Consider the following 12,073-nt stretch of genomic DNA (forward strand, 5'->3'; position numbering starts at 1 on the left):
GCCCCTCGTCGTGCGTGGGATCAGTCGTGGGCGATGGCGCCGAGCACGTTGATCCGGGCGGCCCGGACCGCCGGCAGCGCCGCGGCGACCACCCCGACGATCGCGGCGAGGCCGAGGAAGATCCCCATCTGGGCCCAGGGCAGCACCAGGTCGGTGATCCCCTCGTCGCGCAGCGTCTCGACCACGGCCGCGCCGAGGCCGGCGCCGACGACGACGCCGAGCAGCGCGCCGAACACCGAGATCACCACCGCCTCCACGGTGATCATCCGCATGGTCTGCGACCGGCGCAGGCCGATGGCCCGCAACAGCCCCAGCTCCCGGGTGCGCTCCAGCACCGACAGCGCCAGGGTGTTGACGATGCCGAGCACCGCGATCACGATGGCCAGCGCCAGCAGAATCTGGATCATCGTGAGCAGCCCGTCCAGCTGACCGGTCTGCTGCTCGATGAACGCCTCCCGGTCGGCCACCGACACCTCGGGGGAGTCGGCCAGCAGCGCCTCGATCCGCGGCTGCACGTCGGCCACCCGGGTGCCCGGCGCCAGCTGGACGAAGCCCTGGATCGGCTGCGGGATGGTGAAGCCAGCCGCCGCCTCCGCCGGCAGCACCACCGGGTTGGTCAGCTGGGAGCTGGCGTAGATGCCGCTCACGGTGTAGGTCCGCGCCTCGCCCCGGGACGTCTGCACCGGCACCTTCGACCCCACGGAGAGGCCGCGGGCCGTCGCGGTGTCCGAGCTGACCAGCATCTGGTCCGGCGCCAGCCGGTCGATGTCGCCGGCGGTGCGCTCGGCCCCGAAGATCTGCCGTAGCGCGGCGACGTCGCTGCTCGCCGCCACCCAGGTGCGCTCGCCGCCGACCATCGCCATGTCGCCGTACTCGCCGTCGGCCAGGCGCACCCCGGGGATCGCGGCGACCTTCGCCAGCACCGCCGGGTCGAAGCTCGGCGGCCGGGGGCCGCTCTGCGCCCCGGCGATCACCAGCTCCGCCTTCAGGCTGTCCTGGGCGAGCCCGCCGATGCTGCTCTTCGCCGAGTCCAGGATCACCGTCACCCCGGTCACCAGGGCGATGCCGACCATCAGCGCGGCGGCGGTGATGGCGGTGCGGCGCGGGTTGCGCCCGGAGTTGAGCCGGCCCAGCTTGCCCGGCACCGACCAGGCGAAGACCACGCCGAGCAGGCTCACCACCGGCCGGCTGATCAGCGGCGTCAGCAGGGCCACGCCGATGAAGGCGAACAGCACCCCGCCGAGGATGGTGGCCAGGGTGTTGCCCCCGGCGTTGCCGGTGAGCCCCAGGGCCAGCAGCGTGCCGCCCACCGCGGTGACGACCGCGCCGGCCACGGTGACCTTGGTCAGCGGACGGTCGGGGGTGGCCACGTCCTGCATCGCCGCGATCGGCGGGATCCGCGACGCCCGCAGCGCCGGCAACAGCGCCGCCACCACGGTGATCACGAGGCCGACGGCGAACGCGCCGATCACGGCGGACAACGGCACGCCGACCCCCGCCAGGCTCAGCCCGCCGGCGAACGTGCTGAACAGGTACGCCAGCAGCGCGCCGATGCCGATGCCCGCGCCGAGGCCGAGCACCGAGGCGACCAGCCCCACCGCGACGGCCTCCAGCACCACCGACCCGATGATCTGCCGGCCGCTGGCCCCGACCGCGCGCATCAGCGCCAGTTCCCGGGTGCGCTGCGCCACGATGATCGAGAAGGTGTTGAGGATCAGGAAGGTGCCCACCAGCAGGGCCACCGCCGCGAAGCCGAGCAGGATCCGGTTGAAGAAGGACAGTGCCTCCTTCATGCCGGCCGCCGCGTCCTCGGACAGCTGCGCACCGGTCTTGACCTCGAAGTCGCCGCCCACCGCCGCCGCCACGGCGTCGCGCAACGCCGCGTCCGACACCCCGTCGGCGGCGGTGATCGAGATGTTGCTGAAGGTGTCCGGCGCGCCGAGCATCAGCTTCTGCGCGACCGGCGTGGTGAACATGATCTCGTTGGCGCCACCGATGGAGTCGCGGCCGCCGCTGTAGCCGAACACGCCGACGATGGTGAACTCCTGCTTGGGCTGGAGGGTCAGCACGCCGACCCGGTCGCCCACCTTCACCTTGCCGGCCACCGCGAGCGCCTTGTTGACGACGATCTCGTCGTCGGCCTGCGGGGCCCGCCCCTCGCGCAGCCGCACCAGGTCGTTCTCGCCGGTCCAGTTCTCGCCCAGCTGGGGCGGGCCGAACGAGGCGACCACCTTGCCGTTGCTCCCGATCAGCCGCGCCCCGTCGACGCCGACCACGCCGGTCGCCTCGGCCACGCCGGGCACCGCCCGGACCTTGTCCAGGGTGGCCGCCGGCACCGGCGGGGCCACCTGCATGCCCTCCGTCTCGCCGACGTCGATCTTGGGCTTGCCGGCGACGTTGACGTCCACGCCCTCGTACGCGTCGGCGAAGATCGCGTCGAACGAGCGGCCGAGGGTGTCGGTGAGCACGAACGCGCCGGAGACGAACATGACGCCCAGCACCACGGCCAGGCCGGAGAGGATCAGCCGGACCTTGCGGGCCAGCAGGCTCTTGAGGGTCGCGCGGAACATCAGCGCGCCACCTCGGCGGGGGTGTCCAGCTTCTTCATGGTGTCCAGCACCGTGTCGGCGGTCGGCTCGATCAGCTCCGAGACGATCTGCCCGTCGGCGAGGAAGACCACCCGGTCGGCGTACGCGGCGGCGGTCGGGTCGTGGGTGACCATCACGATGGTCTGCCCGTGCTCGCGTACCGAGTTGCGCAGGAAGTTCAGCACCTCCGCGCCCGCCCGCGAGTCCAGGTTGCCGGTCGGCTCGTCGGCGAAGATCACCTCGGGGCGGGCGACGAGCGCGCGGGCGCAGGCCACCCGCTGCTGCTGGCCGCCCGAAAGCTGCGCCGGCCGGTGGTCCAGCCGGTCCCGCAGCCCGACCGTGGCGATCACCGTGTCGTACCAGGCCGGATCCGGCTTGCGCCCGGCGATCGACAGCGGCAGCAGGATGTTCTCCTTGGCCGTCAGCGTCGGCAGCAGGTTGAACTGCTGGAAGATGAAGCCGACCTTGTCCCGGCGCAGCTTCGTCAGGCCCGCGTCGCCCAGGCCGGTGACCTTCGTGTCACCGATCGACACCGTGCCACGGGTCACCGAGTCCAGGCCCGCGAGGCAGTGCATCAACGTCGACTTGCCCGAGCCCGAGGGCCCCATGATCGCCGTGAACCGGCCCCGCTCGAACTCCGCGCTGACCCCCCGCAGCGCGACGACCTGCGCCTCGCCGCTGCCGTACACCTTCCACACGTCGCTCGCCCGGGCCGCGGCCTGCGCCTGCTGGCCTACCGTCGCGGTCACGTCATCTACCTCTTCCGTCTGTCTTCGGTCCGCGCCGCCCCCGCTGGTCCGGCGCGGCAGTCCCATCATCTGTGCCCGCCGGCCCCGATCCGTCCGACTCCGGTCGGAGCCATGGCGGATTTCGCGCTGCGGGTGCCCCCCAGGGCCGACTCAGGGTTGCCCCTGAGTCGGCGGCCGGCCGAGGGCTTCCCCACCGGCCGGGACCGATCCTGCACAGTGACGCCGCGTCAGGGTCAACCACGCCGCGCCGTCTGCGGTCACGGTAGGTGACGGCGACAACCGCGCCGTCGTGCCGCGGCGCATCCGGCGGTACGCCGCCCGCGCCGTCGGCGACGAGGCACTACGCCCGCGGGCGGACCAGACCCGACTCGTACGCCAGCACCACGGCCTGCACCCGGTCGCGCAGCCCCAGCTTGGTCAGCACGTGCCCGACGTGGGTCTTGATGGTGGTCTCGCTGACCGACAACGCCCGGGCGATCTCGGCGTTGGACAGCCCTCGGGCCACGTGCACGAGCACCTCCCGCTCCCGCTCGGTCAGCGCGCTCAGCGCCCGGGGCGGCGCGGCCGCGGGGTCGGGCAGCGCGTCGGCGAACCGGTCCAGCAGGCGCCGCAGGATCCGCGGCGCCACCACCGCGTCCCCGGCGGCGACGGTGCGGATCGCGGCGACCAGGTCGTCGGCCGGCACGTCCTTGGCCAGGAAACCGCTCGCCCCGGCCCGCAGCGCCCCCACCACGTACTCGTCCAGGTCGAAGGTGGTCAGGATCAGCACCCGTACCGGCAGCCGGGCGTCGACGATCGCGCGGGTCGCGGCGACCCCGTCCATCCGCGGCATCCGGATGTCCATCAGCACCACGTCGGGCAGCAGCCGGCGGGACAGCTCCACGGCCTCTAGGCCGTCGGCGGCCTCGGCCACGATGTCCAGGTCGTCCTCCGTGCCCAGCACCATCCGGAAGCCGGTACGCAGCAGCGGCTGGTCGTCGGCGAGCAGGATGCGCACCGGCCGTGCCGGCACCGTCGCGTCGGTCACCTGATTCTCCCGTCCCGATCTCCGCTCACGCCGCCGCGCCCCGGCGGTCCAGCGGGATCCTCGCCGACACCCGGAACCCCCCGCCCGGGCGGGCCCCGGTGCGCAGGACACCACCGTAGAGGGCGACCCGCTCCCGCATCCCGACCAGGCCGTGCCCGATCCGGTCGCCGTCGGGCCGGGGGCCGCGCCCGGTGTCGGCGATCTCCACGTCGACCGTGCCCCCGTCGAAGCTCAGCAGCACCTGGGCGGTGGCCCCGCCGGCGTGCTTGAGCGTGTTGGTCAGCGCCTCCTGGGTGATCCGGTAGAGGGTCAGCGCCACCCCCTCCTCCAGCGCCCCCGGGGTGCCCTCGATTCGCAGGGTCACCGGCAGGCCGGCGTCGCGCACCTGCTCCACCAGCGCCTCGATGCCGGCGAGTCCCGGCTGCGGGGCCAGGTCGGCGGCCGGCTCGGCGTCGGTACGCAGCACGTCGAGCAGCCGGCGCATCTCCCGCAGCGTCGCCCGGCTGGTCTCCTCGATGGTGGCGATCGCCCCGTCGGCCGCCCCCGGGTCCTTCGGCAGTACGCGACGGGCCCCCGTGGCCAGCACCCCCATCACGCTGACGTGGTGCGCGACCACGTCGTGCAGCTCGCGGGCGATGCGCCGGCGCTCGTCGGCGACCGCCCGCTCGGCCAGCGAACGCTGGTTCTCCTCGGCCGCCCGGGCCCGTTCCCGCAGCGCCTCGGTGGAGGCCCGACGGGCGTGCACGGCGCGTCCCACCGAGTACGACACCGCCCCGACCAGCAGGTTGTTCAGCACCAGGTAGGCGGGACTGACGTTCGCCAGCATCTCGTCGGGCGGCGGCGCGAGGGCGCTGGTGGCGCCGACCGGCACCCACAGCACCAGCGCCGCCACGGCCGCCGTCCGCCACGGCCCGGCGGCGGCCGCCGTGTAGGTGAGCACCATGAAGGTCATGCCCTGCGTGGTCGGCGCGGGACCGAGCAGGAGGGGCACCGCGAGCGTCGCCACCGCCATCGCGACCGCGACCCACGGCGCCACCCGCCGCCATGCCACGGGCACGGCGCAGACCACGCTCCAGCCCAGCGCCGCCAGCAGGCGCCCCGGCCAGTACTCGCGGGGAGTCAGCGCGGTGAGCACCACCTCCGCCACGACGAGCCCGCCGGCGAGGAGCGCGTCCGCGGCGAGGGGGTGGCGGCGCAGCCACGCCCGGGGGCCCGAAGTCATACCGCGACGCTATCCGCCGTCGCGCCCGATTGATCGTCGCCGGCGGTGAGCCCGCCCTCATCCCTCAGGAGGAGAGCCGCTCATCCGCACCGAGGGCTGAAGCCCTGGCCGGAGTCGGGGCCGGGAGGACGAAGCCGGACCCGGGGGTGGGCCGGAGCCGGAGCCTGGGCGGGCCGGAGCCGGAGCCCTAGCCGGGGCCGGGCGGGCCGAGGCCGGGGCCGAAGCCCTGCCCGGCCGTGCGGCGGCCGGCCAGGTGGAGCCACCGGGTCACTCGTCGGCGCCGGGGGGCGTCGGACGGGACCGGGCGTCGCGCAGCGGATCCGGCGCCGCCTGCGTCGGGAACGGCGGCGGGGTGCCCCCGAAGGTCGGGCAGAGCGCCTGGTGGCTGCACCAGTCGCAGAGCCGGCTCGGCCGGGGGCGGAAGTCCTGCTGGGCGGTCGCCTGCTCGATCGCCCGCCACAACGCCACCACCGTGCGCTCGAAGCGCAGCAGCTCGTCGGCGTCCGGGGCGTAGTCGCAGACCTCCGAGTCCTTGAGGTAGAGCAGCCGCAGCACCCGGGGCACCACGCCCCGGGTGCGCCAGAGCACCAGCGCGTAGAACTTGAGCTGGAACAACGCCCGGGCCTCGAACGCCTCCCGCGGCGCGCCGCCGGTCTTGTAGTCGACCACCCGCAGCGCCCCGTCGGGCGCCACGTCGAGCCGGTCGACGTAGCCCCGGATCAGCAGCTCCTCGTCGACCACCGCCGAGATCAGGCTCTCCCGCTCGGCCGGCTCCAGCCGGCGCGGGTCCTCCACCGCGAAGTAGCCCTCCAGCAGCCCGGCGGCGGAGCGGAGGAACTCGGCCGCCGCCGGGGAGTCGCCGTCGGCGAACAGCGCCGCCAGCTCCGGCTGCTCGGTGACCAGTCGGTCCCACTGCGGGGCCACCAGGTCGCCCGCCGCCGTCGGGGTGCGCCCGGCGGCCGGCAGGTCGAACAACCGCTCCAGCACCGCGTGCACCAGCGTGCCCCGGGCCTGCTCGACGGTCGGCCGCTCGGGCAGCCGGTCGATGCTGCGGAAGCGGTAGAGCAGCGGGCAGGTCTTGAAATCCGCCGCCCGCGACGGCGACAGCGAGGCCCGCACCGTCGCCGGGACCTCGGCCGGGGTCGAGGAGTGCTGCGTGGTCACCGGTTCCGCCGTCATGCCCGGAAGGTTAGGGCACCGGTGTGACACCACCGCCGTCGCCGCACCGGCGCATGATCTCCCGCCGCGTAGCATCGATCCGATGGAGCAGACGAGGCGACCGCGCCGCCGGCCCGACGCGCGGACCGGCCTGACCGTGGGTCGGGTGTTCGGGGTGCCGCTGCACCTCAACGGCTCGATGCTGCTGCTCACCCTCCTGGTCACGGTGCTGTACGCCGAGTTCGCCCGCCGCCAGCTCGACCTGTCCCAGCTCGCCGGCTACCTGATCGGCTTCGGTTTCGTGGTCTCCCTGCTCGGCTCGGTGCTCCTGCACGAGCTCGGGCACGCCCTGACCGCCCGCCGCTACGGCATCGGTGTGCGCGGGATCACCCTGGAGCTGCTCGGCGGCTACACCGAGATGGACCGGGACGCCCCGACGCCCCGCGTCGACCTGCTGGTGTCGCTCGCCGGCCCCGCCGTCTCCGCCGTGCTCGGCGTGCTCGCCGTCGCCGCCACCCTCGCCCTGCCCGACCGCACCCTGGCCAACCAGCTCGCCTTCCAGCTGGCCGTGAGCAACGTCATCGTCGCGCTGTTCAACAGCCTGCCCGGGCTGCCGCTCGACGGCGGCCGGGCGCTGCGGGCGGCGGTCTGGGCGGCGACCGGCGACCGGCACCGCGGCACCGAGGTCGCCGGCTGGGTGGGACGCGCCGTCGCCGTCGGCACCGCCGCGCTGGTCGCCCTGCTCACCCTCACCCGCGACCTGGCGCCGCTGGCGCTGCCGCTGATGCTGCTCGTCGCGTTCACCCTGTGGCGCGGCGCCGGGCAGTCGATCCGGATGGCGCGGATCAGCCGCCGCTTCCCGCTGATCGACCTGTCCCGGCTGGCCCGGCCCGTGCTCGCCGTGCCCACCGGTACGCCGCTGGCCGAGGCGCACCGCCGCCGCGCCGACGGGAGCACCCCGGGCGCGGCCCTCGTGGTCACCGACACCGCCGGCCGGCCGGTCGCCCTGGTCGACCCGGCGGCGGCGGAGGCCGTGCCCGTGGCACGCCGCCCGTGGCTGGCCGTCGACGCGGTCGCCCGCTCCCTGGCCAACCTGCCCGCGATGCCGGTCGGGCTCGACGGGGAACGCGTGATGGAGACCGTGCAGACCCACCCGGGCGCGCAGTACGTGGTGACCTCAGGCGAAGATGTCGTGGGCATTCTGCACATCGCGGATCTGGCTCAGCTCCTCGAACCTCAACGGAAGATGAACACGTGACCGCAACTCCCCCCACCGCCACGGCCGACCCGGGCACCCCGGTGCCCGCCGACACCCCGGCGCTGCCCCCCGTGCACCGCGGCCCGTTCCGGCCCGGCGACCGGGTGCAGCTGACCGACCCCAAGGGGCGGATGCACACGGTCACCCTGGAGCCGGGCAAGGCGTTCCACACCCACCGCGGCATCCTGGAGCACGACGCGCTGATCGGCCTGCCGGACGGCAGCGTGGTCACCACCACCGGCGGCGGCACCGCGTTCCTGGCCCTGCGGCCGCTGCTGTCGGACTACGTGCTCTCCATGCCGCGCGGCGCCCAGGTGATCTACCCGAAGGACTCCGCCCAGATCGTCGCCATGGGCGACATCTTCCCCGGCGCCAAGGTCCTGGAGGCCGGCGCCGGCTCCGGCGCGCTGTCCTGTTCGCTGCTGCGCGCGGTCGGCACCGAGGGCGAGCTGCACTCGTTCGAGGTGCGCGACGACTTCGCCCAGATCGCCCGGCGCAACGTCGAGGCGTTCTTCAACGGGCCGCACCCGGCCTGGCACCTGCACGTCGGCGACGTCGCCGGCTGCACCGAGACCGGCTTCGACCGGATCATCCTCGACATGCTCACCCCGTGGGAGACCCTCGACATGGTCGAGCGGGCCCTGGTGCCCGGCGGCGTCTTCATCGGCTACGTCGCCACCACCCCCCAGCTGTCCGAGCTGGTCGAGGCGCTGCGCGAGCGCGGCGGCTGGACCGAGCCGCGCGCCTGGGAGTCGCTGGTGCGCGACTGGCACGCCGAGGGCCTGGCCGTGCGACCGGACCACCGCATGATCGCGCACACGGCGTTCCTGGTCTCCGCGCGTAAGCTCGCCCCCGGCGTCACCGCGCCACCGCGGCGCCGCAAGCCCAGCAAGGGCGCCGAGGCGTACGCCGAACGCCGCCAGGTGCTGCGCGAGGCCGAGGCCGCCCGGCAGGCGGCTGCCGCCTCGGCGCAGCAGGCGGCGGCCGAGGACACGGAACGGCCGTGACGGCGCGGCGGAGCGACGAGGAGTGAACGGACGGATCCCGCCCGCCGGCGCGTGCCGGCGGGCCGGGCACGGGGAGGTGGCATGAGCCGGCCCGGTTTCGGCGGGGGTGACCTGCCGGCGGTGTTCCCGGACTGGTCGCCCTACCAGGACCTCGAGTCGGCGGCCCGGGCGTACCTGCGGGACCCCGACGTCGCGCTCGAGGCGCTCGGCGGGGTGCTGCGCGGCGCGTCGGTGCTCGGCTTCACCCTGGAGCGCTTCGTCAACGAGGTCAACGGGGTGTGGCAGGAGGTCGTGGTCTGCGACGGCAGCCGCCTCGTCCTCTGGCACGGCGAGGACGTGCCGCCGGGGGAGGGGCCCCCGGGGTCGATGACCTCGTCGTTGCGGGTGGTGCCGGTCTCGACGGTGACCGAGGTCGGCTGCCGGCGCCGGCTGACCCGCGACGACGACGGGGGGATCCGGGTCGACAGCATCGACGTCTACCTGCTGCTCACCTCGCTGGACGAGGCGCCGCCCAGCGACGAGGCGGTGGGCGCGCCCCGACACGACGCGCTGCGCTTCGGCAAGACCCTCGACGACGGCGGCGCCGGTCAGATCGCCCGCCTGGAGGAGTTCGCCCGCCTGGTCGCCTCGGTGGTCGGCCGCCCGATGCTCTGAGCCGTACGCCCTGCACCGGGCGGTGCGCCGGGCCGGCCAGGCCGTACGCCCGGGCTCGCACGGTCGTTCGTCCTCCCGCGCCCGACGGCGCGGGAGGACCGGGCCGTCAGTCCTCCTCGGCCTCCGGGCCGGCCACCTCGACGCCGTCGCTGCCGCGCACCACGTGGATGCACTCGCCCGGGCACTCCTTCGCCGAGTCGATCACCTCGAGGCGCAGGTGCTCCGGCACGTCGACCCGGCTGCCCGGCGCCAGCCGCAGCTCGCCGTCGGGGCCCTTGACGTACGCGAGCCCGTCGACGTCGAACTCGAAGACCTCGGGCGCGTACTGCACGCAGAGCCCGTCGCCCGTGCAGAGATCCTGGTCAACCCAGACCTGCAACTGGTCCGTCACGACCTCCGCCACGGCGCACCCCCCATGTTCTCCCGTCCCACGCCCCGACGGTACCCGAACGCCCGGACCGGCCCCCCGGGCCACCCTTCGCGATCAAGGTTCGGTGACGAGCGCGTTGCGTGGGACCGAATCGGCCTCATAGCGGCTAGTGTTAGGGCAGAACGTTCAAGCCCCCCGGGGAGGTGGGACGTGGCACGCAGCGACGACGCGGACTCGCGCGCCGCACGGTGGGAGAAGGAGGCCCACGATCTCTCCACGCAGGTCGCGTTCCTTCAAGAGGAACTCGCTCTGGTGCGGCGCAAGTTGACCGAAAGCCCCCGACACGTCCGGCAGCTCGAAGAGCGGCTGGCGGCCACCCAGGCACAGTTGGCGCGGCTGACCGAGAACAACGACCGGCTCGTGAGCACCCTCAAGGAGGCTCGCGCGCAGATCGTGACGCTCAAGGAGGAGATCGACCGCCTCGCGCAACCGCCGAGTGGTTACGGCGTCTTCCTCGCGCGACACGACGACGGCACGGTGGACGTCTTCACCGGCGGACGCAAGCTCCGCGTCGCCGTCTCACCCTCGCTGGACGTCGCCGAGCTGCGGCGCGGCCAGGAGGTCCTGCTCAACGACGCGCTCAACATCGTCGACGCGTTCGGTTTCGAGCGGGTCGGTGAGGTGGCGATGCTCAAGGAGATCCTCGCGGGTCCCGACGGCAGCCCGGGCGACCGGGCCCTGGTGGTCTCGCACTCCGACGAGGAGCGCATCGTGCACCTCGCCGACACCCTGATCGGCTCGCCGATCAGGGCCGGCGACTCGCTCATGATCGAGCCCCGCTCGGCGTACGCGTACGAGCGGATCCCGAAGAGCGAGGTCGAGGAACTGGTCCTGGAGGAGGTGCCCGACGTCGACTACACCGACATCGGTGGCCTCCACTCGCAGATCGAGCAGATCCGCGACGCGGTGGAACTGCCCTTCCTGCACGCCGACCTGTTCCGCGAGCACCAGCTCCGCCCGCCGAAGGGCATCCTGCTCTACGGTCCGCCCGGCTGCGGCAAGACGCTGATCGCCAAGGCGGTGGCCAACTCGCTGGCGAAGAAGATCGCCGAGCGGGAGGGCAAGGAGAAGCACACCAGCTTCTTCCTCAACATCAAGGGCCCGGAGCTGCTCAACAAGTACGTCGGCGAGACCGAGCGGCACATCCGGCTGATCTTCCAGCGGGCCCGCGAGAAAGCCGGCGAGGGCACCCCGGTCATCGTGTTCTTCGACGAGATGGACTCGATCTTCCGGACCCGCGGCTCCGGCGTCTCCTCGGACGTGGAGAACACCATCGTCCCGCAGCTGCTCAGCGAGATCGACGGTGTCGAGGGGCTGGAGAACGTCATCGTCATCGGCGCCTCAAACCGGGAAGACATGATCGACCCGGCGATCCTGCGCCCCGGCCGACTCGACGTGAAGATCAAGATCGAGCGGCCGGACGCTGAGGCGGCGAAGGACATCTTCTCCAAGTACATCCTCTCCGGGCTGCCACTGCACCCGGACGACCTGGCCGAGCACGGCGGCGACCCCCAGGCCACCGTCGCGGCGATGATCGACGCGGTCGTGCTGCGGATGTACTCGGAGACCGAGGAGAACCGCTTCCTCGAGGTCACCTACGCCAACGGCGACAAGGAAGTCCTCTACTTCAAGGACTTCAACTCCGGCGCGATGATCCAGAACATCGTCGACCGGGGCAAGAAGATGGCCATCAAGGAGTTCCTCACCTCCGGACGCAAGGGCCTGCGCCTGCAGCACCTCCTCGACGCCTGCGTCGACGAGTTCCGGGAGAACGAGGACCTGCCCAACACCACCAACCCCGACGACTGGGCCCGCATCTCCGGCAAGAAGGGCGAGCGGATCGTCTACATCCGCACGCTCGTCTCCGGCGGCAAGGGCACCGAGGCCGGGCGGTCCATCGAGACCGCCAGCAACACCGGCCAGTACCTCTGACGGGCACCCGCACGGGGCCCGTGACGCGACGCGTCACGGGCCCCGTGC

The 12,073-nt window shown here is 73.4% G+C and carries 10 protein-coding genes; 4 read left to right on the forward strand and 6 right to left on the reverse strand.

Annotated elements, in window-relative coordinates; all coding sequences use genetic code 11:
- Positions 1-20: 20 nt before the first annotated feature.
- The 5 genes from ACSNN9_RS10015 to ACSNN9_RS10035 form a co-directional block, all read right to left on the reverse strand.
- Positions 21-2,570 (reverse strand): ABC transporter permease, encoded by a 2,550-nt coding sequence (locus ACSNN9_RS10015; RefSeq protein ID WP_436672753.1) that lies wholly within the window; start codon positions 2,568-2,570, stop codon positions 21-23.
- Positions 2,570-3,337 carry an ABC transporter ATP-binding protein gene (locus tag ACSNN9_RS10020; RefSeq protein ID WP_436672755.1) on the reverse strand — a complete coding sequence of 256 codons (768 nt, stop codon included), beginning with the start codon at positions 3,335-3,337 and terminating at the stop codon, positions 2,570-2,572. The genes ACSNN9_RS10015 and ACSNN9_RS10020 overlap by 1 nt, the downstream gene beginning before the upstream one ends.
- Positions 3,338-3,677: 340 nt before the next feature.
- Complete coding sequence (locus ACSNN9_RS10025; protein WP_436672757.1) at positions 3,678-4,364, reverse strand: response regulator; 687 nt, start codon at positions 4,362-4,364, stop codon at positions 3,678-3,680.
- A gap of 25 nt (positions 4,365-4,389) precedes the next feature.
- Positions 4,390-5,586, reverse strand: coding sequence for a sensor histidine kinase (locus ACSNN9_RS10030; RefSeq protein ID WP_436672760.1), 1,197 nt, complete (start codon positions 5,584-5,586; stop codon positions 4,390-4,392).
- Positions 5,587-5,853: 267 nt separating this feature from the next.
- Positions 5,854-6,765, reverse strand: coding sequence for a RecB family exonuclease (locus ACSNN9_RS10035; RefSeq protein WP_358084140.1), 912 nt, complete (start codon positions 6,763-6,765; stop codon positions 5,854-5,856).
- 145 nt (positions 6,766-6,910) lie between these two features.
- Here ACSNN9_RS10035 and ACSNN9_RS10040 point away from each other — a divergent pair, with 145 nt between their 5' ends.
- The 3 genes from ACSNN9_RS10040 to ACSNN9_RS10050 all read left to right on the forward strand — a co-directional run bounded on the left by ACSNN9_RS10040 (position 6,911) and on the right by ACSNN9_RS10050 (position 9,663).
- On the forward strand, positions 6,911-8,002 hold the full coding sequence (locus tag ACSNN9_RS10040) for a site-2 protease family protein (protein WP_436672769.1): 1,092 nt from the start codon (positions 6,911-6,913) through the stop codon (positions 8,000-8,002).
- A 41-nt stretch (positions 8,003-8,043) separates the two neighbouring features.
- Complete coding sequence (locus tag ACSNN9_RS10045) at positions 8,044-9,009, forward strand: tRNA (adenine-N1)-methyltransferase (RefSeq protein ID WP_436672771.1); 966 nt, start codon at positions 8,044-8,046, stop codon at positions 9,007-9,009.
- An 81-nt stretch (positions 9,010-9,090) separates the two neighbouring features.
- On the forward strand, positions 9,091-9,663 hold the full coding sequence (locus tag ACSNN9_RS10050) for a hypothetical protein (RefSeq protein WP_357873627.1): 573 nt from the start codon (positions 9,091-9,093) through the stop codon (positions 9,661-9,663).
- A 106-nt stretch (positions 9,664-9,769) separates the two neighbouring features.
- Here the strand turns inward: ACSNN9_RS10050 and ACSNN9_RS10055 are convergent, their stop codons facing one another.
- Positions 9,770-10,066: a ferredoxin gene (locus tag ACSNN9_RS10055; RefSeq protein ID WP_091106683.1), complete on the reverse strand. Its 297-nt coding sequence runs from the start codon at positions 10,064-10,066 to the stop codon at positions 9,770-9,772.
- Between the two features lie 177 nt (positions 10,067-10,243).
- Between ACSNN9_RS10055 and arc the strand changes: the two genes are divergently transcribed.
- Complete coding sequence (arc, locus tag ACSNN9_RS10060) at positions 10,244-12,025, forward strand: proteasome ATPase (protein ID WP_436672764.1); 1,782 nt, start codon at positions 10,244-10,246, stop codon at positions 12,023-12,025.
- Positions 12,026-12,073: the final 48 nt, after the last annotated feature.

It is taken from the genome of Micromonospora sp. URMC 107 (assembly GCF_051386315.1).
In the GTDB taxonomy this organism is placed as follows: Bacteria; Actinomycetota; Actinomycetes; order Mycobacteriales; family Micromonosporaceae; genus Micromonospora.